The organism is Flavobacterium facile (assembly GCF_036321945.1).
Taxonomy (GTDB): domain Bacteria; phylum Bacteroidota; class Bacteroidia; order Flavobacteriales; family Flavobacteriaceae; genus Flavobacterium; species Flavobacterium facile.
Genome location: NZ_JAZAYT010000030.1, coordinates 66,983 through 90,675, shown reverse-complemented (window position 1 = coordinate 90,675; position 23,693 = coordinate 66,983). Strand labels below are relative to the sequence as shown.

The 23,693-nt window shown below is 31.2% G+C and carries 18 protein-coding genes and 2 tRNA genes; 9 read left to right on the top strand and 11 right to left on the bottom strand.

Annotation, left to right across the window (positions count from 1 at the left end):
* Positions 1 to 16: 16 nt before the first annotated feature.
* The 5 genes from UEQ13_RS05590 to mraZ are packed head-to-tail and all read right to left on the bottom strand — an operon-like array spanning position 17 to position 5,171.
* On the bottom strand, positions 17 to 1,480 hold the full coding sequence (locus UEQ13_RS05590; RefSeq protein ID WP_329805380.1) for a UDP-N-acetylmuramoyl-L-alanyl-D-glutamate--2,6-diaminopimelate ligase: 1,464 nt from the start codon (positions 1,478 to 1,480) through the stop codon (positions 17 to 19).
* Positions 1,477 to 3,468 (bottom strand): penicillin-binding protein, encoded by a 1,992-nt coding sequence (locus UEQ13_RS05585; protein ID WP_329805379.1) that lies wholly within the window; start codon positions 3,466 to 3,468, stop codon positions 1,477 to 1,479. The genes UEQ13_RS05590 and UEQ13_RS05585 overlap by 4 nt, the downstream gene beginning before the upstream one ends.
* Positions 3,459 to 3,818, bottom strand: coding sequence for an FtsL-like putative cell division protein (locus UEQ13_RS05580; protein WP_166125753.1), 360 nt, complete (start codon positions 3,816 to 3,818; stop codon positions 3,459 to 3,461). The genes UEQ13_RS05585 and UEQ13_RS05580 overlap by 10 nt, the downstream gene beginning before the upstream one ends.
* The gene (rsmH, locus tag UEQ13_RS05575) at positions 3,818 to 4,726 is read right to left on the bottom strand and encodes a 16S rRNA (cytosine(1402)-N(4))-methyltransferase RsmH (protein ID WP_329805378.1); all 909 of its coding nucleotides are present in this window, start codon (positions 4,724 to 4,726) and stop codon (positions 3,818 to 3,820) included. Before rsmH ends, UEQ13_RS05580 begins: the two co-directional genes overlap by 1 nt.
* Complete coding sequence (gene mraZ / locus UEQ13_RS05570; protein ID WP_329805377.1) at positions 4,701 to 5,171, bottom strand: division/cell wall cluster transcriptional repressor MraZ; 471 nt, start codon at positions 5,169 to 5,171, stop codon at positions 4,701 to 4,703. Before mraZ ends, rsmH begins: the two co-directional genes overlap by 26 nt.
* 327 nt (positions 5,172 to 5,498) lie before the next feature.
* On the opposite strand from mraZ, the gene UEQ13_RS05565 reads away from it, so the two are divergent.
* Both UEQ13_RS05565 and yihA read left to right on the top strand, forming a co-directional pair.
* Entirely contained in the window at positions 5,499 to 6,254 is a 756-nt protein-coding gene (locus UEQ13_RS05565; protein WP_329805376.1) for an alpha/beta fold hydrolase, read from the top strand.
* A 47-nt stretch (positions 6,255 to 6,301) separates the two neighbouring features.
* On the top strand, positions 6,302 to 6,919 hold the full coding sequence (gene yihA, locus UEQ13_RS05560) for a ribosome biogenesis GTP-binding protein YihA/YsxC (RefSeq protein ID WP_329805375.1): 618 nt from the start codon (positions 6,302 to 6,304) through the stop codon (positions 6,917 to 6,919).
* 181 nt (positions 6,920 to 7,100) lie between these two features.
* On the opposite strand, the gene UEQ13_RS05555 is transcribed toward yihA, so the two are convergent.
* The 3 genes from UEQ13_RS05555 to UEQ13_RS05545 all read right to left on the bottom strand — a co-directional run bounded on the left by UEQ13_RS05555 (position 7,101) and on the right by UEQ13_RS05545 (position 14,915).
* Positions 7,101 to 10,712, bottom strand: coding sequence for a T9SS type B sorting domain-containing protein (locus tag UEQ13_RS05555; protein WP_329805374.1), 3,612 nt, complete (start codon positions 10,710 to 10,712; stop codon positions 7,101 to 7,103).
* Positions 10,713 to 10,850: 138 nt separating this feature from the next.
* Positions 10,851 to 12,374: a 2,3-bisphosphoglycerate-independent phosphoglycerate mutase gene (gene gpmI, locus UEQ13_RS05550; protein WP_329805373.1), complete on the bottom strand. Its 1,524-nt coding sequence runs from the start codon at positions 12,372 to 12,374 to the stop codon at positions 10,851 to 10,853.
* Positions 12,375 to 12,440: 66 nt separating this feature from the next.
* Positions 12,441 to 14,915, bottom strand: coding sequence for a DUF5916 domain-containing protein (locus UEQ13_RS05545; RefSeq protein ID WP_329805372.1), 2,475 nt, complete (start codon positions 14,913 to 14,915; stop codon positions 12,441 to 12,443).
* 253 nt (positions 14,916 to 15,168) lie between these two features.
* Between UEQ13_RS05545 and UEQ13_RS05540 the strand changes: the two genes are divergently transcribed.
* A complete protein-coding gene (locus tag UEQ13_RS05540) occupies positions 15,169 to 15,918 on the top strand; it encodes a murein L,D-transpeptidase catalytic domain family protein (RefSeq protein ID WP_329805371.1) in 750 nt (249 codons plus the stop codon).
* On the opposite strand, the gene UEQ13_RS05535 is transcribed toward UEQ13_RS05540, so the two are convergent.
* On the bottom strand, positions 15,907 to 17,625 hold the full coding sequence (locus tag UEQ13_RS05535; protein ID WP_329805370.1) for a L,D-transpeptidase family protein: 1,719 nt from the start codon (positions 17,623 to 17,625) through the stop codon (positions 15,907 to 15,909). The genes UEQ13_RS05540 and UEQ13_RS05535 overlap by 12 nt on opposite strands.
* 56 nt (positions 17,626 to 17,681) lie before the next feature.
* A complete protein-coding gene (locus UEQ13_RS05530; protein WP_329805369.1) occupies positions 17,682 to 18,131 on the bottom strand; it encodes a GNAT family N-acetyltransferase in 450 nt (149 codons plus the stop codon).
* A 119-nt stretch (positions 18,132 to 18,250) separates the two neighbouring features.
* Here UEQ13_RS05530 and UEQ13_RS05525 point away from each other — a divergent pair.
* Both UEQ13_RS05525 and UEQ13_RS05520 read left to right on the top strand, forming a co-directional pair.
* Positions 18,251 to 18,323: transfer RNA gene (locus UEQ13_RS05525), tRNA-Gly, on the top strand.
* Positions 18,324 to 18,355: 32 nt separating this feature from the next.
* Positions 18,356 to 18,428: transfer RNA gene (locus UEQ13_RS05520), tRNA-Gly, on the top strand.
* A gap of 37 nt (positions 18,429 to 18,465) precedes the next feature.
* Here the strand turns inward: UEQ13_RS05520 and pepE are convergent.
* Positions 18,466 to 19,173, bottom strand: a complete 708-nt coding sequence (pepE, locus tag UEQ13_RS05515; protein ID WP_329805368.1) for a dipeptidase PepE — start codon at positions 19,171 to 19,173, stop codon at positions 18,466 to 18,468.
* A 140-nt stretch (positions 19,174 to 19,313) separates the two neighbouring features.
* Between pepE and UEQ13_RS05510 the strand changes: the two genes are divergently transcribed.
* Genes UEQ13_RS05510 through UEQ13_RS05495 form a run of 4 tightly spaced genes read left to right on the top strand, consistent with a single transcriptional unit; the run spans position 19,314 to position 23,625 of the window.
* Positions 19,314 to 20,009: a hypothetical protein gene (locus UEQ13_RS05510; RefSeq protein WP_329805367.1), complete on the top strand. Its 696-nt coding sequence runs from the start codon at positions 19,314 to 19,316 to the stop codon at positions 20,007 to 20,009.
* Positions 20,010 to 20,058: 49 nt separating this feature from the next.
* Positions 20,059 to 20,853 carry a hypothetical protein gene (locus UEQ13_RS05505; RefSeq protein WP_329805366.1) on the top strand — a complete coding sequence of 265 codons (795 nt, stop codon included), beginning with the start codon at positions 20,059 to 20,061 and terminating at the stop codon, positions 20,851 to 20,853.
* Positions 20,846 to 21,349: a DUF6702 family protein gene (locus UEQ13_RS05500; protein WP_329805365.1), complete on the top strand. Its 504-nt coding sequence runs from the start codon at positions 20,846 to 20,848 to the stop codon at positions 21,347 to 21,349. The genes UEQ13_RS05505 and UEQ13_RS05500 overlap by 8 nt, the downstream gene beginning before the upstream one ends.
* 2 nt (positions 21,350 to 21,351) lie before the next feature.
* Positions 21,352 to 23,625 carry a M1 family metallopeptidase gene (locus UEQ13_RS05495; RefSeq protein ID WP_329805364.1) on the top strand — a complete coding sequence of 758 codons (2,274 nt, stop codon included), beginning with the start codon at positions 21,352 to 21,354 and terminating at the stop codon, positions 23,623 to 23,625.
* Positions 23,626 to 23,693 lie beyond the last annotated feature (68 nt).

Here is a 23,693-nt window from a genome sequence, read left to right as displayed (position 1 = left end):
TCTTACTTTTTATATTTTATTTATCTAATTGTTTTAATAATTCTTTTACGATTTGCATGTCATCAAAATCATGACGCACTCCGTTTATTTCTTGATAGGTTTCGTGGCCTTTTCCTGCAATTAGAATAATATCGCCTGGATTTGCAATTTGACAAGCCGTTTTTATCGCTTGTTTTCTATCTAAAATTGATATTGTTTTTTTGAAATTCTGACCTTCCACTCCAGCTTCCATTTCTTCGATAATCGTTTGAGGATTTTCAGTTCTTGGATTGTCTGCAGTAAAAATAGCTTTGTCGCTCAATGAAGCAGCGATGTTGGCCATAATTGGTCGTTTTGTTTTATCTCTATCGCCACCGCAACCTACAATTGTTATTAATTGTTCGTTTTTGGTACGAATATCTTCAATTGTTTTCAGTACATTTTCTAAGGCATCTGGCGTGTGAGCATAATCTACAATGGCTGTGATTTTAGATTCAGAAATAATAAATTGAAAACGTCCAGAAACACTTTCTAATTCTGACAATAAGCGTAACGCTTCATTGCTTTCAATTCCTAATTCTAGCGCCACGCCATAAATGGCTAATAAATTATAGGCATTGAAGGAACCGATTAATTTCGTCCAAACCTCATCATTATTAATTTTTAAAACTAAACCTGATAATTGATTTTCTAAAACTTGTGCTTTAAAATCGGCATACGTTTTTAAGGCATACGTTCTTTTTCTGGCAACTGTATTTTGAAGCATCACTACTCCATTTTTATCATCAACATTTGTAATAGCGAATGCTGATTTTGGTAAATTATCGAAAAACGATTTTTTCACATCTCTGTATTCTGCAAACGTATCGTGGTAATCTAAGTGATCGTGAGATAAATTAGTGAAAACTCCACCTTCAAAATGCAAAGATTCGGTACGTTTTTGGTGAATTCCGTGTGAAGAAACTTCCATAAAACAGAATTCGCACCCAACTTCCACCATTTCATCTAAATACTGATTGATCGTTAATGAATCTGGAGTTGTATGTGTGGCTTTATATTCTACTTCATCCACCATAATTTTTACGGTCGACAATAAGCCTACTTTGTAACCCGCTTTTTTAAACATTTGATACAACAACGAAGCAATTGTTGTTTTTCCGTTCGTTCCTGTAATTCCGATTAATTTTAATTTTTGCGATGGATTATTGTAATAATTCGCCGCTAAAAACGATAAAGCTTGATTAGAATTTTGCACTTTTACGTACGTGATATTTTCTAATAAAGTTGCTGGCAAATCTTCACAAACCACAACAGAAGCTCCTAATGGGATTGCTTTATCAATAAATTGATGTCCATCAGAAAGTGAACCTTTTATCGCTACAAAAACATCGTTATTGGAAACTTTTCTAGAATCGAACTCGATTTTTTCAATAGGCAAATCCGTTGAACCGTGAACCGCTTCAATCGTAACTTTATATAATATGTCTTTTAATTTGTTCACGATAATTCTATAGTTATAGTTTGATTTTTCTTAAAAATCTCACCTGGATTGATGGATTGTTTTTTCACTTTTCCCACACCAATAAACTTCACTTTCAATCCTAAGTTTTCTAATAAAGAAACCGCATCCATTCCTGCCATTCCTTTTACATTTGGAATTTTATTGGTATTTCCTTGCGATTTTTTTTCATATTCCGCATACAAAACATCTTGCTTTGCATTTTTCAATTTGATGCTTTTAAACTTATTGGTGTTCGGAACATCTGTAAATATTTTTTGTGCGATACGTTTAAAAACTGGTCCAGCCACATCCGCTCCGTAGTAATTATTTAAAGAGGTATTTGGTTTATGAACTACAATAATGCAAGAATATTTAGGATTATCAGCAGGAAAATACCCTACAAATGAAGAAGCATAATACATGTGTTCTTTTCCTTTACTATAATTTACTTGTGCCGTTCCGGTTTTACCAGCCATTGAAAAATCAGAGGAATATAATTTACTTCCTGTTCCTTTTTTGACCACATTAGCTAAAACTGCTTTCACTTTTGCTAAGGCTTCATCTGAACACATTTTGTCGTTAATGACTTCCGCTTCGTACTTTTTAATGGTTTTATTCCATTCTTTAATTTCTTTAACGAAAATCGGTTTAATCATTTTTCCGTTATTGGCAATTCCGTTGTAAATAGTTAGTGTTTGCAAAGGAGTCATTGAAACACCATAACCATAAGCCATCCAAGGTAATGAAAGTGCATTCCACTTATCAGTTCCTGGTTGTGGAATATATGATTTTCCTTCACCTAATAATTGAATTCCGATTTTCCCATTTAATCCGTAACTGCTTAATCTATCAGTAAATTGCTTTGGATTATTTTTATAATTCTCTTGAACTGCTTGTACTAAAACCGTGTTCGATGAAACTTCAAATCCACGTGCCAAAGAAATACTTCCGTAACCGCCATCATGAGAATCTTTTACTTTTCTGTTTCTGATGGTAATAATTCCGCCATTTGTATTGTACACTTTAGAAGTATCTACTTTTTTATCGTCAAGAAGTGCGATTAAATCTAATAATTTGAAAGTTGAACCTGGTTCATGAGATTCGGCAACCGCATAATTTTGTGTTTCGAAATACGAACCATCTTTTGCTCTTCCTAAATTGGAAATTGCTTTTACTTCACCTGTTTTGGTTTCCATAACCACCACACAACCGTGATCTGCTTCGTATAATTCTAATTGTTTTAACAAAGCATGATGAGCAATATCTTGAATGAAAACATCGATAGTTGAAATAATATCATAACCATCAACTGGATCTAATTCATTGATATCAGAAATAGGTTTCCATTGGTTTTTTGCGATTTTTTGCATCAAACGGTGGCCATTTGTTCCGTTTAAATATTTACGAAACGCGTATTCTAAACCTTTTCCTTGATTCCCATCACGTTCATAACCAATTGTTCTGTTGGCAATTAATCCGACTGGATGTTTACGAACGGTTTGTTGTTCAACTATGATTCCACCTTTGTTTGCGCCTAACTTAAATAATGGAAATTTTTTAATTCGCATATATTCTGTAAAACTCAATTTTCTAGCCACTAAAAAATACCTGTTTTTGGTGTTTTTAGCTTTTCTCAACTCTCTCTGAAATTCCCCTGAAGATTTTCCTAAAAGACGTGCTAACGAATCGGAAAGTGCTACATAATTTTTTTCGAAATTTTCATCAGTAGGTGTAACTGCATCAAAACGAATGGTGTATTCTGGAATTGAAGTTGCTAATAAACTTCCATCTGAAGAATAAATATTTCCTTTATTGGCAGGAATATCGAAGTTTTTAACGGTTCGTTGTTTGGCTAAATTTCTGTAATACTCACCTCCAACCCATTGGATATTGAATAATTTTACAGCAATGGCAAGAGAAAACGCAAAAACACAGACTACTACAAAAGTGAGTCTGTATGAAATGATGTTATCTTTTTTTACTGCCATATTTTTAATTTATCGAAAAAGCTTTTTTCTTCTGGTTTATGTATTACGATTTTTTTTGGAGGAACCGATGAAGGTAAAATTTGTCTTTCTTCCATTTTTTTAGAAATTGTAGATTCCATTTTGAGCTTCATTAACTCGGAACGCGTATCTACAAATCGGGAACGCAACTCTTTTACTTCATTGGTTAACCTTGTGATTTTATAATTTTTTTCGTCGTAATTGTGGTTAAAATAAATCATTAACATAGCCAATGAAAACAAGAAAATAATGAATTTCCAAGTTTTAAGCGCGTCATCATCAATTAAGAATTTCGCTTTTAAAAGACTATATATACTGCTTTCTTTTGTCATTATTTTTTTTCTGCTACACGTAATTTCGCGCTTCTTGCTCTGTTGTTGATTTCAATTTCTGCTGCTGAAGGCACAATTAGTTTTTCGATAATTTTAAAAGGCACTTCAAAATTTCCGAAGAAATCGCGTTCAGGTTCTCCTTCAAACATGCCGTTTCTAATGAATCTTTTCACTAATCTGTCTTCTAAAGAATGGTAAGAAATCACGCTTAATCTTCCGCCAGAAACTAATAATTCTTCTGTTTGCGTTAGAAATTCTTTCAATACTTCAATTTCTTGATTGACTTCAATACGAATGGCTTGATAAATTTGAGCTAAAATTTTATTCGCTTTATGTCCAGGTAAAAATCTTGCTAAAACTTCTTTTAATTCTTCTGAACTTTTAATTTTTTTATCGGCTCTTGCTGCTACAATAACACTTGCCATGGCACCTCCATTTTTCAATTCACCATAATCAAGAAAAACGCGTTTTAGTTCTTTTTCTTCGTAATCGTTAATTACTTCATACGCTGAAAGTGTATCATTTTGATTCATTCGCATATCTAAAGCACCATCAAAACGAGTAGAAAAACCTCTGTCCGCCACATCAAATTGATGAGAAGAAACTCCGAAATCCCCTAAGATTCCATCGACTTGCTTTACACCATAAAAGCGTAAAAATCTTTTGATAAATCGGAAATTTTCGTTGATTAAAACAAATCTTTCATCGTCGATTGTATTCGCTAATGCATCTTTATCTTGATCAAAACCAAACAATTTTCCGTTTGGCCCTAAATGTTTCATGATTTCTCTAGAATGTCCACCTCCACCGAAAGTTACATCTACATATATTCCGTCAGGCTTAATATTTAAACCTTCCACCGTTTCTTTTAAAAGTACAGGATTATGATATTCCATCTTCGTCTTCATTTTGATTACCCATTACTTCTTCCGCCAAATCTGCGAAATCTACCATTGCATTATCTAAAGCTGATTCGTATAAATTTTTATCCCAAATTTCAATAATTGAAACCGCAGAGGACAATACAATATCTTTATCTATTTTAGAAAATAAAACTAAATCTTTAGGAATTAACAATCTTCCAGTTGCATCAATTTCAACCATTTTCACTCCAGCTGTAAAAGCTCTGATGAAATCGTTGTTCTTTTTTACAAATCGGTTTAGCTTGTTAATCTTTTGCATCACTTTATTCCATTCAGGCATTGGATACAATTCCAAGCAAGGTTGAAATACAGAACGCTTCAACACAAAACCTTCCTCAAGATTGCCCAATTGCTTCTTGAGAGGCGAAGGCACCATTAGCCTTCCTTTTGCATCGACTTTACACTCGTATGTTCCTAAAAATGTATTCAACTTTTTTGAATGAATTAATAATGAGCAAATTTAAAAAATATTTTACCACTTTTTACCACAAACTACCACTTTGTTAATAAGTTTTTACTCAAAAAAGACACAAATCCCACTTAGCATCATAAAACACACTTATTAACGAAGATTTGAAGTTTTTAACTAAATTTTATTTGATTGGAAAATCCTTGTTAATTACTATAATATCATAGCAAACAAATTGAACTTAAGGCATTTAACCAATAAACAATTTAATAATGCTGGTTATTGAACAAATGTGAAAAAATTGTGTATTTTTGTAAATATTGATTATTTGAACACGATACAGCATTTATGATAAAGAAAGAGAAAAAATACACCTATTTTGAAGCAGGAGAAGGCACTCCAATAGTTGTTTTACATGGATTAATGGGTGGTTTAAGTAATTTTGATGGTGTGGCTAATTTTTTTCCTTCTAAAGGATATAAAGTTATTATTCCGGAATTACCTATTTACACGCAAAGTTTATTGAAAACAAATGTGAAAGCTTTTGCTAGATATGTAAAAGATTTCATCACTTTTAAAGGGTATGAACGCGTTATTTTAGTCGGAAATTCTTTAGGTGGACATATTGGTTTGTATTTTACGAAACAATATCCAGAATTGGTTAGAGGTTTAGTAATTACAGGAAGTTCAGGTTTATATGAAAGTGCGATGGGTGAAAGCTATCCAAAACGTGGTGATTATGAATACATCAGAAAGAAAGCTGAAGATGTATTTTACGATCCGAAAATTGCAACAAAAGAAATCATTGACGAAGTATTTGCTACAGTAAACGATAGAATTAAACTTTTGAAAACGTTAACCATTGCTAAAAGTGCTATCCGTCATAATATGGCAAAAGATTTACCAAAAATGCACGCACCAACTTGTATTATTTGGGGAAAACAAGATAAAGTAACACCGCCAGAAGTGGCAGATGAATTTAAAAAATTGCTTCCGAATTCTAGTTTATTCTGGATTGACGAATGTGGACACGCAGCAATGATGGAAAAACCAGACCAATTTAACGAATTGTTATATGGTTGGTTAACCGAAAAGAAATTATAATATAATTAAAGTCGTTCTTTGGAGTGACTTTTAATTTTTTGAAGAATATGAAAATTAATACCGCAGAATTTGTAATTAGTAATTCCGAAATGGAAAAATGTCCGAAAGACAGAATTCCGGAATATGCTTTTATTGGAAGATCTAATGTTGGAAAATCATCGTTAATTAACATGATTACCAACCATAAAAACCTAGCTAAAACTTCTGGAAGACCAGGAAAAACGCAGTTAATTAATCATTTTTTAATTAACAAAAACTGGCATTTAGTCGATTTACCAGGTTATGGTTATGCGAAAGTTTCGAAAACAACTAAAGCGAAATTTCAGCAATTTATTACGGACTATTTTGAAACCAGAGAACAATTAATTTGTGCGTTTGTTTTAGTGGATATTAGACACGAACCACAAAAAATTGATACCGAATTTATTGAATATTTAGGCGAAAGCGAAATTCCGTTTTGTATTGTTTTTACGAAAGCCGACAAATTAGGAAAAACACATATTCACAAACATGTGGAAGCGTACAAGAAAAATTTACTAGCAAATGATTGGGCGGAAATGCCTCAATACTTTGTGACTTCTGCCGAAAGCACTTTGGGTAAAGAAGAAATTTTGACTTATATTGATGAAGTGAATCAGAGTTTATTTACGGGTTCTGATTTTTAATATAGGCACGCAGATTTGACTGATTTAGACAGATTTAATTCTGGATATTTATTATAAAAAAACTCCCAAATTGGGAGTTTTTTTTATTCTTATTATTTAAAATTTATTTCCTCAACAAAAACGAATGTTGCACTATATTACAGAGTTATAAAATAAGTATAAATTTAAATATGTTTTCGTTCTATCTTTTCAGGGCAAAATGACTACTAAATTCTTTTGTTACGTTATCTTTAGTATAAATTAATTTAAACCAATAATCTGTTGAAGGTGATGGATTTCCACTAAAAGTACCGTCCCAACCAATTCCGTTAGGATCAATTTCTTTCAATAATTTCCCATATCTATCAAATATATAAATAACAACATTATCAAGCGCTTTCGTTCCTTTAATGTTCCAAGTATCATGATATCCATCTCCATTAGGTGTGAAAAATTTTGGGAAATCAGCCACAACAATTGAAGTGCTTTTTTCTTCACCACAACCAAATTTATTTAATACAGTTATTGTATATTCTCCTTCAGGTATATTTGTAAACACATTGCTTTCTTGCCAATAATTTCCATCTATAGAATATAAATAATCAGGTGAAATCGGCGTTGCGTTTACAGTAATCGTGTTGTCTATTTCAAATGCAATTAGTTCAGTCGGATTTGGAGTAATTGTATTTGGAATAAGTGAGTTTTGGGTTGTAAAATTAAAAACAGAACTACACATTGCAGGATTTGAAGTATTCGTGATTTTAACTGAATATTCACCAACAATATCAGTAAAATAGGAATTATTTGAAGCAGATGCAATTTCGTTTCCTGGAATAGCATTAAAATTATTATACCAAACAAAACTATATGAAGCATTATCTAAAAGTGTTTTAACTTCAACTGGGTAAACTATACCGTTTAACTGATCAACACAAATTGTATAAGGTCTATTTAATAAGTTGTTAACTGGAAAAGGTCTTACATATAATTCTAATTCTAATATTCTAAAACAAGCTAAATTTGTTTCACTGTCAATATTTGTTGTACTATTAAGTCGAACATAAATTTTTTGATAATCAATAACTGTATTTCTAAAACTACTTGGATTTAAAATTGTATTAGAATTATTTAAAAGTGCGTCAGATTCATTTATATAATATTTGAAATTAATTGAAGAAGCTAACATACCTCCAGACATTTCTGTTTCTTTAGTTTTTAAATCAAAATAATCGAAGCCTGAATCATTACATAATTGAATTGGAGCAGGATTACTTATTGCTCCTGGCAATGATAAAACCACAAGATCTAAAGTCGAATATGAAGCACAATTATTATTAATTAAGTCTACAACTTTAACAATAAGTGTTGTCGTTCCAGAATTATAACTACTTGAATTTACTATATTATTACCCGCTAATAAATCTGCATTTGAAGCGTAAAAAGTTACTTGATAATTTGTATTACCATTTGTTATTTGATTAATTCTGCTATCTAAATCAAACATAGCCGTTAAACTTCCACAATGTTTGATAGGGTTTGGTTGAACTATTGTAGGATTTGGATAAACGTTAATATTAAAGCTTACAATAGAAAAACATTGGGTTACTGTATCAAAAAGTCTTACAAAATAAGTTCTTGTGCCCAAAACAAGTGGCAAAGGAATGCTTTTATTTATTACAGCTACATTGTCTCGAGCATTTTCATAACTAGCAAAATAGGTGGCTATTACTGTTGCATTTTGCCCAAATAAGGCTTCACTTTCATTTGAATTTAAAAAATACACATCTAACAAACATATATTTTTATTTGAAATAGAACTTTGAATTGGAGGTGTTTTTACATTAACATTAAATGTTCCAATCCCTTCACATTTATTTGTAGTAGTAGAAATTACTCTTGTATAAATTAGAGTTGTACCAATAGGTAATTGTGAGGTATTTGTTAATTCATTTAATCCTGTTGATGCATCAGAAGTATTTAAATGGAATGAAATGGCAACAACTGAACTTGGAAAATAGGTGTTTTTTATAAGTATACGTTGTGAGTTAAAATCAATGAAACCATAGTTATTATTTAACTCTGGACAAACAGCTAAGATGTCGGGATAATTCGCTACACTAGTAGGGTTTATTATTAAATTTACAACACCAGTACCTAGAGAAGGACAATTAGGAACAACATTTTCATTTATGGCTTTAACATAAATAGTTTGAGTAAATGGAGAAGCGGAATTAATATAATTATTTGGATTTGGAATTAAATTAGTTAGTGCAGCATCTGAATAAAAATACAATGTTAAGCCTGTTGTAGAAAATGTCAAACTATTATAAACTTGATTTAAATTTGTTTCTGCAATTCCATCTAAAGTATTATTAACATAATCACATTGTTCTAATGTTATTGGCATCGTTTTAACAATAGGCAATGCGTTTAAAGTTATATTTACATTATTTGAGATTTGAGAACAAATTGCTTGTTCAGTGGTAACAACATAATAAGTTGAAGTTGAATTTAGCGCTTGATTTGACGAGTTTACCACATAATTTGGTGTAGTTATTCCTGTAGAAATACCATCTTTAAACCATTCATATGTAACCACACTATTTAGAGTTGAATTTGCATTACTTGAAACAATAGTATAATTAGTACCTTCACAGATTGTCTGATTGGCACTAATTGTAACATTCGGATTAGCAACAATATTAATACTATTGGAATCAATCGAAGAACATGGAGCATTAAATACTTTAACAAAATAATTCCCTGGTAAAGTAGGAGTGAAATTTTGTAACGTTGCTCCTGTGATTAACGTATTATTTCTATACCAATTATAAGTTAACACATCAATTGAATTATTCATTAATGATGCGTTATTTATAGTAGCACTTAATACTGGATTTGAGTTCAAACAAACAGTATTTGAATTTGAAAGGGTAACATTTGGAGCTGTATGAAATTTAAAATCAACTCGAGCTTCACTTGATGTAGGAACTGGATTGTTTTGATTTGGATTTATTACAATATCATATGCTGTTATAACAACTTTATAAACGCCTGTTTCTGTTGTTATAATGGAATTAGTAGGTTGTGTAGAATTTAACACAGGAGTTCCTATTTGTATATTATCTTTATACCAAGTATAATTAAATCTGAGATTTGCAGGACTTCCTGAAAAAGCTGTAACATCAATTGTTGCAACTATTTCTTTAGTTTCTGGCTTACAATAATTAAAAACCGTAATATCAGAATTATCAGTGTTTTTTAATTTTACAGAAGAAAGAAAATCACAATTTGTAGAACCACTTCCGCTTATTTGAGAAACGGTAATTGGACCAGATTGTCCTAGACGCGCAGCAAAATTATCAATAACTAAAACATATATATCACCAGTATTACTATTCGGTACTGAAACATTTTCTAAGGCAGCTGTAGAATAACTACAATCTACTAAAGTGGCATTGTTAATATTTGAACATAAGTTATTTGTAGTTGAAAAAGGTCCATATAATGCAAAATCAACATCCAATCCCGTTCCAGATGCATTGGTCTGACTAATTTGTAATCCAATTTGTCCAGGATTTAAAATTGTAAAAATAAACCAAGATGGTCCAGCTAATGGCTGACCTCCAAAACATTGTGGCGAAAAACCTTCTGTTGAAGCTGTTGTTGAACTTGTAAAACTAATATTACTGGCACAGGTTTGATATATACTAGCATTAGCTTCTAAAACTGCGCATGAAGGAGCTCCTTGCTGCGAAAATACACTTAAAGTAAAGAGACTTACTATTATTGATAATCGATTTAAAAATTTCATAAAACTTAATTTGGGACCACAAAAATACAAATTCCTGTCAATCTATAAATGTAAAGCAGTATTTTTTTAATAGTATTCAAAAAAATCAATTAAATACTGCTTAAATACAAACTATAAATCTTTATCGCAATAATTTTCTTAAGTTAATAACAACGAATGCTGCGTCATCACTTCTGGTTGTGAAATTCCCATTAAATCTAAAATGGTTGGTGCGATATCACCTAAAACACCTGAATGAATCTGTATTTTTTCGTTATCCACTAAAATTACTGGAACTGGATTTGTGGTATGTGCTGTGTTTGGTGAACCATCGCAGTTTATCATCGTTTCACAATTTCCATGATCGGCAATTACTATTGTAGTATAATTATTTGCTAATGCTGTTTCTATGATTTCTTTCACACAAACATCAACGGCTTCGCAAGCTTTTATGGCTGCTTCCATTACACCAGTATGCCCAACCATATCGCCATTGGCAAAATTTAAACACACAAAATCCACTTCACCTTTTTGCAATTCTAGAACTAGTGCATCTTTTAATTCGAAGGCACTCATTTCAGGTTGCAAATCGTAGGTAGCGACTTTTGGAGAGTTTTTTAAGATTCGAGTTTCGCCTTCGAAAGGTTCTTCTCTTCCACCAGAAAAGAAAAACGTCACGTGTGGATATTTTTCTGTTTCGGCAATTCTGATTTGTTTTTTTCCTGCTTTAGAAAGCACTTCACCTAACGTTTCTGTAATATTATCTTTATCGTAAATCACATGAACATTATGATACGTATCATCGTAATTGGTTAGCGTTACAAAATACAAAGGTAGTTTATGCATGTTTTGTTCATGGCAGTCCATTTGTGAAAGTACTTCTGTTAATTCTCTACCTCTATCGGTACGGAAATTAAAGAAAATCACCACATCATCATCTTGGATTGTGGCTAATGGATTTCCAAAAGCATCAACAGAAAGTAGCGGATTGATAAATTCGTCAGTTATATTTTCATCGTAACTTTTTTGAATACTATCTACTAAATTCGTTGATTTTTCTCCAACACCATTTACTAATAAATCGTAAGCCAACTTTACGCGTTCCCAACGTCTGTCTCTGTCCATTGCATAATATCTCCCAATTACTGAAGCTAATTTTGCATTGGTATGCGATAAAAAATCTTGTAAATCTTGAATGTATTTTTTTCCTGATTTTGGATCTACATCTCTTCCGTCAGTGAAAGCATGAACAAAGGTATTTTTTACGCCATTTTCTTCTGCAGCTTCAATTAATCCACGTAAGTGTGATGTATGAGAATGCACGCCACCATCTGAAACTAAACCTAAAAAGTGAACGTTTTTATTATTTACTTTTGCATAGTTGAATGCATCAAGTAATGGTTTTTCGTTTTTTAAAGTATGATTTTTAACGGCTAAATTAATTTTAGCTAAATCTTGATATACGATTCTTCCCGCACCTAAATTCATATGTCCGACTTCCGAATTTCCCATTTGACCTTCTGGTAAACCTACGTGAAGTCCGTCAGTTCTTAATTCGGCATTTGGATAATTTTTATAAAGAGAATCTATAAAAGGTGTATTTGCGTTATCTATTGCTGAGACTTTCGGATCTGGAGAATGTCCCCAACCGTCTAAAATCATTAATATTACTTTCTTGTTCATTGTTGAGTTATTTAAGCTACGAATTTACAAAAAAGAGGTTGTTCTATATCTTTAAATAGCAAAAAATTATATTAAAGATCGAACTATGTTTTTAGCTTGATTGTAATCGATAAAATATCTAACACTTATAGAAAAAGTATGATTTAATTGTTCATGATTGAAAACTTGTTTCGAATTATAACTAAAATCTTTATCGATAGTGTTTTCAAAAATTCCTGAAGAATTCCTATACAAAACAGACATTTGACTTCCTGGCGCAAACCACCAACTGTAAGATAAATCGAAATTCCATAAATTTAAATTTTGATTGGCATCTCCGGTATAATTGTAGGCTTCTACATAACCATTTTCTAACAATTTATGGTACGAATTGTTTTCAGAAAACGACCAATAATGTCTTAATTTCAATCCGAAATTCATTTGAGAACTGATAGAATATTTTCCTTCTAAACTAGTTTCTAGGGTTTGATTGTCTCTTTTTGCAAAAACAATATCATTGCCAACTTGATCAACTCTTCCTAAATCTTGGTATTCGTTATAAAAATTACTTCTATAAATTAAAGTGAATTTATCATTAAAACGGTATCTCGGACTTAAATTTAAACCCCAATACCACCAACCTTTTGTTTCAGTAAACCCAATATTTGGTTCTATATCAAAAGCAAATTTATTGTTGTAATTACTAGAAACCCACACCCAAGTTCCGTAGTTCTTTGGAAAAATAACATATCTACCTTCCACTTGAGGATTGTAGAAATTAAATCTTTCAAACGGATTAACATTGAATCCAAAACCAGCGGCATGATTTTTTTTGGTAGTTAAATTTGCATTAATATTGAAATTTTGCTCTTGCAAGTAATTGGTACGATTATCAAACTGTGTAAAGGCATTAAAATTGATACGAAATGAATTTAATTTTTCTGTTGATTTTAAAGTTCTATAACTTGCATTGGCATAAAGCGAATAATAATTGGTTTGAAAATTAATTCCTAAATCGTTATTATCATAATCATCTGAAACATATTCTCCACCAACTGAATATCTTATTTTACCAGATGTTTCTCCAAAATTCAAGCTAGTTGAAATTCCTTTTTTATCCTCTACATCCTTAAAAGTATTTACATAACTGTATCTAAAAACACCATTTGTATTGTAGGTATTTTTCTTTGTATTTAAATCAAAAGCTGCTGCTGAAACATTGGCATCTCTGAAATTTCCATTTCTAGTAACATTCGTATTTATGAAAGAAACGGATGAATTTCCATTAAAACGCTGATCTAAAACTAAAATATTATAGTTGGTTAATGGTTCAATAGTTTCAATTCTATGATTTTGAGTTATTGAATCTCGAATTACCACATTTGTTTTTTCAGTAATTGAATTTAGAAACCCAATTCCTAAACCATTTTTTGTTCTTCCAGAAATTTTTGTGGCATTCAACAAACCTATTGCACTTGGTGGTTCAATAATCTCTTCATCGTCACCTAATTTGATTTTTCGAGGTTTCCCACCAATTCTCCTAGAATAAAACAAGCCGCCTTTATTAAACAAATCGGTTCCTTCTGTGAAGAAAGATCTGTTTTCATTGAATACCTGTTCAAACGGCCCAAGATTTAATATTTTATTATCGAATTTAGTTTGGCCGAAATCGGGAATTAACACCATATCTAAAGTAAAAGCATCGGTTAATCCGTATTTTAAATCTAAACCACCTTTGATATTTCCGAATGTTTTTTCTTTTGCAGGACTATTTAAATAAAAAGACGAATATGGAATTAGGAACAAACGAGTTGGAGTGTCTATTTTTTCAATTCCTTCTAAAACTCCGGCTTGTTGTGTTAGTGCCCCTTTTTTATTGTCAACTGGATTCCATGTGAATTTTTGGCGTAAGCGACGCACTTCTCTAAAAAAATTAATTCCCCAAGTTTGTTTATCTTCTTTTGAAAAACGCAAGGCAGCATAGGGAATTTTGATTTCTACTTGCCAGCCTTCATTGGTAATTTTTGTATGACTATGCCAAATGGCGTCCCAAGAAAAATCTTCTCCTTGATTTCCATTTCTAATACAATCAGCCTGACCGCTTGAAGCATTTACGAAAAAACTATATTCTTGTTGCCCATCATTGAAACCATTAATAAAAACACCGAAAAAATCAGCCGCACCAAAATTATCTCTTTCAGAAATTTCTTTTAAAATTTTATTAGGCTCATTATCATATAAAGTCGCACCTATATAAATCGCGTCATCATCGTATAAAACTTTCACTTCCGATCTGAGTTCATTTGTTTCTGGCTTACCATTATCTGGTTCCAACATTACAAAGTTTTTTGCTATTGGAACATTTTGCCATTCTGAATCGTTTAAATCACCATCAATTTTAATTAAAGCTTTCGTTTTTATAGCATTTATTTTCTTTTTCACAGCTTCAATTTCGATAACACTTTCTTGTGCAATAGAAAATTGAGAAACAAATAAAAGACCTGAAATGATTTTAATTATATTCATGAATGCAACTTTAGATAATAACTTTGTTAGTATCATGTTCCCGGTTTTTGTTTCTAAAAGAAATGTTAAATTTTGAAATCCATAACTTCTACAACAAATGAAGCGCAACTTGTTGTAATTCTGAAACATCAACTCTTCAAAGGCTTTTCTAAATTTAAAAATCCGATGAAATGCAAAATAATCGATGAAATGCAAAAAATAATCGTTAAAAAACACTGAAATATTTTTTTTAATCAAAATAAATTCTATATTTGCCATAACAACAAACCAACTAACAACTAGATTAACAATGAGTTACAAATTTTTACCTTTAGTTTTTTTAGGATTTATTTTAAATATTTCTAATACCAAAACTACATCTAAGAGTATTTATAAATCACATTCAGCAAAAACTGAAGCAGCAAAGCCAGCTACATTAGCAAAAAACAAAGTAGTAACTTTTGAAGAAAAAACAATAACGCTTTATAACGAAATTGAAGCTGGACAATATTCATTACCAAATTTAGAAACTTTTATTAAAGCTTTTGAAGGATATCATGCTTTAGAAAATCAAGGAAAAGTAAAAAACAACATTTTAACGATTGTCGATTTTAGTTTTTCTTCTACAAAAGAAAGAATGTGGGTAATTGATATGGAAAACAAAAAAGTAATTTTACAAACTTTAGTTTCTCATGGTATGAATTCTGGTAAAGAATTTGCAAAATCATTTTCTAACCAAAACGAATCATTCAAAAGTAGTTTAGGATTTTTCATCACGGGTGAAACTTACATCGGAAAACACGGAATTTCTTTAAAATTAGATGGTCAGGAATATGGCTTAAACGATAACGCAAGAGAAAGAGCTGTTGTAGTTCATGGTGCGGATTATGTTTCTAAATCTTTAGCGAACAGACAAGGTTATATTGGAAGAAGTCAAGGTTGCCCAGCTGTGGCTCCAGAAGTAGCTTCAAAATTAATTAAAACCATAAAAAACAAATCCGTTTTATTTATTTACCATCCTACTAGAATGTATGTAAATAAATCTAGATTAATTTCTTAACTTATCATATAAAGTTTTATCTAAATTATAGATATCATCTCTGAATTGCAATCCGTTTTTATCTGACCAACTTGTCCAATACAGTTGATGGATATAAATGGGTTGTTTTACTTTAATATAATACGTATCCTTAGCTGCAATAATTTCATCAATAGCATCTTGTTCTTCGGAAAGCATTTTTTGTTTTTCAGCAACTTCTTCTGGAGTAAGTTTAACTGGTTTATAGTTTTTACTTAATTTCAATTTTGCTTCTTTTTCCGCTCGCTCTTTTCTGATAGTTTCTAAACTTTTCCAACGGCCATTATCTTGACCTTCTAAAACTTTTTTAGCTAAAGAAACAGGATTTTCCACGCGAACACAACCCGAACTTAGTGCTCTATATTTATATTCGAAATAATCTCTATGATTGGTATCATGCAAATAAACCGAATGATGGTTTGGAAAATTAAATTTCACAACTCCTAAAGAATTATTATAACCCGGTGTTTGCACATATCGGTAAGTTTCTGCTTTTTCAGGATTCCATTCATAAGGAGAAATAATCGTGTTTTCTCCTTTATAAATTGTAATTCTATTTCTACTAAAGTAATTTCTATTCGCACTGGCCTCAACTGTTAAATCTTCTTTTATAATTGTAGGCGGTACAGTCCAAGTTGGGTTAAACACAAAGTTAGATAACTTAGAAGACAAAATTGGCGTCATTCGTTGTGGTCGTCCACATACAATTTTATGAGTCGCAACAGTGTCGTTATCTTTCACATAATCTAATTCGTAATCCGGTAAATTAATTAAAATATACTGATCACCTAAGTTTCTAGAAAACCAGCGCCAACGTTCTAAATTGGCTAAAATTTGTGCTTTTCGAGTTGCTTTGTTATAGTTGAGTGCTTTTATCGTTCCGATACCAATAACACCATCAGCGAACAAACCGTGTCTGGCTTGAAATTTCTTTACCGCAACTAACATTTTGGCATCGTATTTTTTGGTATACAAAGTGTCTTTTTGTTCTAAATCTTTCCAATAAGATAAGCGACGTTTTATTTCTTTAACGACTTCTAAATCATCATTAAATTTAATTTTAATATTTTTATCAATGGAATCAAACTTACTATTTGGTAATTTATCTACTTCTACTAACGCTTTTTTTAACGACAAATAAACGGGATGATTTGGCAATAAATTTTGTATTGAAGCCGCAATTTTTTTGGTTTCGATTGCATCTTTCAATAATTTTGCAACGGAAAGTTTTTTATCAAATAAATCCCAATTATCATAGACATCATCTGGATTTAATTTTCCTCTGTAATAATGATTACAAAGCTTTTCGTAAGTTTGAGTTAGTAAAATATCGTAGGCTAATTTCTCTTCAACTTGTAAAGAATCGATTCTTAATTCTAAACGGAAAATTTTATTAATATTATACTCATCTGGATGTAAACCTTCTGCTTTTGTTTTCTCAATTTGCGAAATTAAGTCTTCTCTATTTTCACGGTCTACCCAAATTTCATGATTTTCAAACAACTGATAAAAACTTCTTATGCTATCCGATTTATCAGCTAATAAATCCTCTGGAATGGCATGAATAGTTACTTTTCTAACAGTGTCAAAATAGTCTTCACTTTCTACAAAAACTTCTTTTTTGCTGTTCTTACATGACATAAAAACAACGAAAAGTAACACTACAAAAATGCAAATCTTTTTCATCATATAACAAATTTAACAAAATATGCGCGCATAATATATTTTATCGTTAAAATACTTTTTTATACGACGAAATGCTTAAACATAACAAAATGTGCACCAACCCCAGGAATATCAAATAGATTACCAAGTACAGAAAAGCCGAAATTCTGGTAAAATTTTACTGCTTTTTCTCTAGCATTAAACCATAAAACTTCTGCATTTTTTGTTGCTACAAATTTACAAACTTCTTTCAATAATAAATTACCAAAACCCAAACCTTGATATTCACTTAATATTGCCATTCCTCTTAACTGAAATTGTTTGTTTTGCTCGAAATTTTCATTGTTAACTTTGAAAACAGAAGCTACACCAATTAATTTTTCATCATCAAACAAACCAAAATGTGTGGTCTCTTCTTCATCATCTCCTAAAAAAAAGCAAGTTTCGATAGGTTTACCTTGACGTAAAACAGCACTTCTTACCGGAAAAGTATCTAAATATGTAATTTTTTTTATTTTTATTTCACTCATAACCAATTCTAAATTAATAAATTACAATTTAATTTTAAAAAAATTAAATTTTTTTGATAAAAAAACTTGCATTTAACCAGTTTTTCATACTATATTTGCACTCACCAAAACAAAAAAATGCGAAAGTAGCTCAGTTGGTAGAGCGTCAGCCTTCCAAGCTGAATGTCGCGAGTTCGACCCTCGTCTTTCGCTCTAAAATTTATTGAATTACAAAATTCTACCATGCGAAAGTAGCTCAGTTGGTAGAGCGTCAGCCTTCCAAGCTGAATGTCGCGAGTTCGACCCTCGTCTTTCGCTCAAAAGCCTCAAATTATTTTGAGGCTTTTTTTTGCTCTTATCTTAAATTACTTAAATCCGATCCTGTTTCCAACTCAATTGGTTCTTTGCCTTGTTGAAACAATCTTGCTGGTAAATCCCCTTTTAACGTAATTGTTTTTCCTAAAACTTCTAACCAACTTCCTTCTCTCAAACCTAAAACCGATTGTGGATTATAATGATGGAATTCATTTATTCTAGTTTCTCTGGTTTCTCCCATGTGTTGCGAACCTTCAATTGGATCTAAATAATGTGGATTCAAATTAAAAGAAACCAATCCTAAAGTTCTAAAACTTGGTGGATACGCAATTGGCATATCGTTCGTAGTTCCCATAGTTAATCCACAAATGTTACTTCCAGCACTTGTTCCTAAATAAGGTGTTCCGTTTTCAACCGCAGTCTGAATAGCATCTAACAAATTAAATTTATACAACATACTCACCAAAACAAAAGTATTACCACCACCAGTAAAAATAGCTTCGGCGTTATGAATGGCTTCAATAGGATTTTCAAATTCGTGAATTCCTTTTACCTCGATATTTAATTGCTTAAAAACAGGTTTTACTTTTTCCGTATATTCGTCGTGAGAAATCCCTCCAGGTCTGGCAAATGGAATAAACACCAAATTAGATACATTTTTAAAATGTTCCCCTAAAGTAGGCAATAAATAATCTAAATATGTGCCTCCAAAAACGGTAGATGTGCTTGCAATAATTGCTTTTTTCATAACTTCTAAAAATTTTACGCTATTCTTAACAAAATTTTATATTGATTGTGGTTTTGTTCTTATATTTTTACAAAAAAATTAATTCTTGTATTATTAAAAACTACTTACAAATACTATTCCTATTACTTTCCCAATTTGTAGTGTCGCAAAACGACTCTTTACTTAAGGGGAAAATTAATATTGAAACCAACAACAATGATGGCATTACGATTGTAAATATTTCTAACAAAACTAATACAATTTCTGGAAATGGTGGTTATTTTAATATAAAAGCTAAAGTGAATGACACCTTGCTTTTTTCAGCAATACACTTAGATGTTATAAAACATATACTTATAGAAAAAGATTTTGGCAAAGATTTACTTTTCATTAAAATGACACCAAAATCAAAAACAATTGAACAAATATTAATAACAAGCAACACTGTAATTACACCTGAAAATTTAGGCTTAGTTCCAAAAGGACAAAAAAGATACACAGTTGCAGAAAGAAGATTATATACTGGAACTAATGGTATAGGAATTGGTACATTGGTGAATCTAATTACTGGTTACAGAAAAGAATTAAAAAACAATGTTGAAGTTGAGAAAAAAGAAATGTTTCAAGAGAAAATTCTAAAACAATTTGAAAAAGAATATTTTACAAATACTTTAAAAATTCCTGAAAATTATATAAGCGGATTTTTATTTTATATAAGTGAAGACCAAAAAACAGTTGAATTATTTAAAAGCAAGGATAAAATGATGCAACTATTTAAATTATCTGAATTAGCGACCGAATATTTAAAAACAATTGAAACAGAAGCCCAAAAAGAAAATCAATTAACTTCGAAATAACAAATTGAAAAACTACTTACACATACTATTCCTATTACTTTCCCAATTTATGGTATCTCAAAATGACTCCATAATTAAAGGTAAAATCATTGTTGAAACCAATGACAATGAAGGTATTACTATTGTAAATATTTCAAATAAAACTAATACCATTTCTGGAAATGGCGGTTACTTTAAAATAAAAGCAAAATTAAATGACACTATCATGTTTAGCGCTATTCACTTAGTTGGAAAGAAACATATTGTAACGAAAAAAGATTTTGGCAGCAATTTACTTTTCATAAAATTAGATATTTATACACGTCATATTAAAGAAATCATGGTAACTAATGCAGATGACATAACTGCAGAATCGCTAGGTTTAGTTCCGAAAGGACAAAAAAAATACACACCCGCAGAAAGAAGAGTAAAAACCGCAGGCGATTGGTCTGGAACAGGAATTGATGGCGCATTACTTTCATTAGATCCTTTAATAAACGCAATTACAGGACGAACTAAACAGTTAAAAGCTGAACTAGAAGTCGAACGAAAAGAATTTTTACAAAGTAAAATTAATGCCAATTTTGATTCCGAATTTATCATGAATCAATTACACATTCCTGAAGAATATATTGAAGGTTATGTTTTTTATATTGTGGAAGATGCCGAATTGAAAGCCGCTGCAAAAGCTAAAAACAAAACTCTAATCAATTTTAGAATGAGTGCTTTGGCTGTGGATTATTTGAAACTAAAAAACCTACAACCTTATTATCCGAAACCAGCAGAAAGCGAGAAAGCTTCGGAAGAAAAAAACGAAAACACAACAATTATTAAACCGGAATCCGAACCAAAAAAAGATGAATAAAATTAAGTTAAGTTTATTAGTCACATTATTTATACTTTCCAGCGCCTTTACTTTTCATAAATTTTATGTTGGGGTTTTTCAGGTAGATTATTTTAAAGAAAAAAAAGCGGTACAAATTACGGCACGATTATTTATTGACGACTTAGAAAAAGCATTATATAAAAAACACAACAAGCATTTTTACATTACTACTAAAGATGAAGTGAATGAGGCCAACAATTATATCGCCTTCTATTTACAAGATAAATTGAAAGTTAAAATCAATAATAAAATACAAACCCTACAATTTTTAACCAAAGAACAGGAAGACAATATTGTGATTTGCTATTTAAAAATTAGTTTTAAAGACAACGTAAAAGACTTAGAAATAACAAATAATGTTTTATCAGATGTTTTTAATGAACAACAAAATTTAGTACATTTGAACATTAATGGTAACAAAAAGACCATTTTGTTTACTAATACAGAAACCAACCAAAAACTGAAATATAAATAATCATGAAAAAGTCAATTTCCATTGCTTTCTTATTTATTGCGTCCCTTACAGCATTTGCTCAAGAAGTAAAAAAAGAAGAAGTTAAAAAAGAACCTCAAGGTCATACTGACATTAATAAGTTTAGTCAGATGTACGCCGAAATGGCTACACCAAATATGTTTCGTACGGCTTCTGGAGCTCCAGGACCTGCTTACTACCAACAACGTGCTGATTATAAAATCAATTTAGAATTAGACGACAAAGCATCAAGAATGTATGGTAGCGAAACCGTAACTTATTATAATAATGCGCCAGAATCTTTAGATTATTTATGGGTGCAATTAGATCAAAATATTGCTAGAAGAGATTCTCAAACACCTTTGATTGATAATCAAACTATGCCACCTGCAACTTCGCCTGAAAACTTTGCTAAAACTTACATGGGTAAAAGTTTTGACGGTGGTTTCAATTTAGAATATGTAAAAGACGAAAAAGGTAATACCATGAAATATACCATCAACAACACGATGATGCGTATCGACTTACCAAAAGCGTTGAAAAAAGGTGAAAAAGTAGTATTTTCTATCAAATGGTGGTACAACATTAATGATTACATGAAAGACGGCGGAAATGGTCGTTCTGGTTATGAGCTTTTTCCTGATGGAAATAAATTATATGTAATTGCGCAATTCTATCCAAGAATGTGTGTGTATAATGATGTAGAAGGTTGGCAAAATATGCAATTTTGGGGAAGAAGTGAATTCGCTTTAACTTTCGGAAATTACGATGTGAAAATTACAGTTCCTGCAGATCATATTTTAGATGGAACTGGTGTTTTACAAAACAGAAGTGAAGTTTACACAGCTGAACAAGTAAAAAGATGGCAATTAGCTGAAAACACATTTGACAAACCTGTTATAATTGTGACTCAAGCTGAAGCAACTGCTGCTGAAAAAGGATTTTCGACTGCTAAAAAAACGTGGCATTTAAAAGCAGAAAATGTTAGAGATTTTGCTTTTTCTACTTCACGAAAATTCATTTTAGATGCAATGGCAGTTCAAATTGGTAACAGCAAACCAATGGCCATTTCAATGTATCCAAAAGAAGCGAATCCACTTTGGGAAAATTTATCAACTAAAGCAGTTGCGCATACTTTAAAAACATATTCAAAATATACTTTCGATTATCCTTATCCAAAAGCGATTTCTGTTTCTGCAGAAGATCAAGGAATGGAATACCCAATGATTTGTTGGAATTACGGTCGTCCAGATGATAAAGGCGTTATCAGTGACCGTGTGAAATACGGAATGTTAGGAGTTATTATTCATGAAGTGGGACACAACTTTTTCCCAATGATTGTAAATTCTGACGAAAGACAATGGACTTGGATGGATGAAGGTTTAAACACCTTCTTAGAATATTTAACAGAACAAGAATTTGATAAAGATTTCCCAGCAGATAGAGGTCCTGCTAAAGCAATCGTACCATACATGAAAGGAAATCAACAATTTTTAGAGCCAATTATGAGTCATGGTGACGTGGTTTATAATTTCGGAGCTAATGCTTACGGAAAACCTGCAACTGGATTAAATATTTTACGTGAAACGATTATGGGTCATGAATTATTTGACCACGCTTTTAAAACTTACGCAAACCGTTGGAAATTTAAGCACCCAACTCCAGAAGATTTCTTTAGAACAATGGAAGACGCTTCAGCTGTAGATTTAGATTGGTTTTGGAAAGGTTGGTTCTACTCTACTGATGTAGTAGATTTAGGGATTAAAAACGTAAAACAATTTTATGTAACTGAAGACGCAACAAAAGAAGTAAAAGAATCTTTCAACAGAAGAGGAAGAAGAATGGCAGATGCAGGTCCACTTTTATATATCGTAAATAGTGAAAGTGCAGATTTGAAACCAGAGCTAAAAGCGGCTTTAGAAAAAGAAAAAGTAGTGGCTTTAAACGACTACTTAACTAAAAATTATACTGCAGAAGAAAGAGCGAATTTAAAAAATCCTAAATTCTTTTACGAAGTAGAATTTGACAAACCAGGAAGTTTAATGATGCCGATTATTGCAGAATTAAATTTTGAAGATGGTACTAAAGAAGTTCATAAATTCCCAGTTCAAATTTGGAGAAGAAATAACACTACGGCAAAACGCGTTTTTGCTACAGAGAAAAAAGTAGTTAAAATTCAATTAGATCCAAAACTAGAAACAGCTGATATTGATGTTACCAATAACACTTGGCCAAAAGAAGCAGTAGTTGATAAATTCGAACAAATAGAAAAGAAATAACAACTTATAGAAAGTGCAATTCATTAGAATTGCACTTTTTTTTTGTTAAAAACTTCTAACTTCTAACT

Bases quoted from the DNA above. Each gene is read 5' to 3' on its own strand.
- pepE (WP_329805368.1), bottom strand. From the start codon at position 19,173: ATGAAAAAAGCAATTATTGCAAGCACATCTACCGTTTTTGGAGGCACA.
- UEQ13_RS05500 (WP_329805365.1), top strand. From the start codon at position 20,846: ATGAATAAAATTAAGTTAAGTTTATTAGTCACATTATTTATACTTTCC.
- UEQ13_RS05555 (WP_329805374.1), bottom strand. From the start codon at position 10,712: ATGAAATTTTTAAATCGATTATCAATAATAGTAAGTCTCTTTACTTTA.
- UEQ13_RS05495 (WP_329805364.1), top strand. From the start codon at position 21,352: ATGAAAAAGTCAATTTCCATTGCTTTCTTATTTATTGCGTCCCTTACA.
- UEQ13_RS05565 (WP_329805376.1), top strand. From the start codon at position 5,499: ATGATAAAGAAAGAGAAAAAATACACCTATTTTGAAGCAGGAGAAGGC.
- UEQ13_RS05535 (WP_329805370.1), bottom strand. From the start codon at position 17,625: ATGATGAAAAAGATTTGCATTTTTGTAGTGTTACTTTTCGTTGTTTTT.
- UEQ13_RS05585 (WP_329805379.1), bottom strand. From the start codon at position 3,468: ATGGCAGTAAAAAAAGATAACATCATTTCATACAGACTCACTTTTGTA.
- gpmI (WP_329805373.1), bottom strand. From the start codon at position 12,374: ATGAACAAGAAAGTAATATTAATGATTTTAGACGGTTGGGGACATTCT.
- UEQ13_RS05580 (WP_166125753.1), bottom strand. From the start codon at position 3,818: ATGACAAAAGAAAGCAGTATATATAGTCTTTTAAAAGCGAAATTCTTA.
- rsmH (WP_329805378.1), bottom strand. From the start codon at position 4,726: ATGAAGACGAAGATGGAATATCATAATCCTGTACTTTTAAAAGAAACG.
- UEQ13_RS05505 (WP_329805366.1), top strand. From the start codon at position 20,059: ATGGTATCTCAAAATGACTCCATAATTAAAGGTAAAATCATTGTTGAA.
- UEQ13_RS05545 (WP_329805372.1), bottom strand. From the start codon at position 14,915: ATGATACTAACAAAGTTATTATCTAAAGTTGCATTCATGAATATAATT.
- UEQ13_RS05530 (WP_329805369.1), bottom strand. From the start codon at position 18,131: ATGAGTGAAATAAAAATAAAAAAAATTACATATTTAGATACTTTTCCG.
- yihA (WP_329805375.1), top strand. From the start codon at position 6,302: ATGAAAATTAATACCGCAGAATTTGTAATTAGTAATTCCGAAATGGAA.
- UEQ13_RS05540 (WP_329805371.1), top strand. From the start codon at position 15,169: ATGAGTTACAAATTTTTACCTTTAGTTTTTTTAGGATTTATTTTAAAT.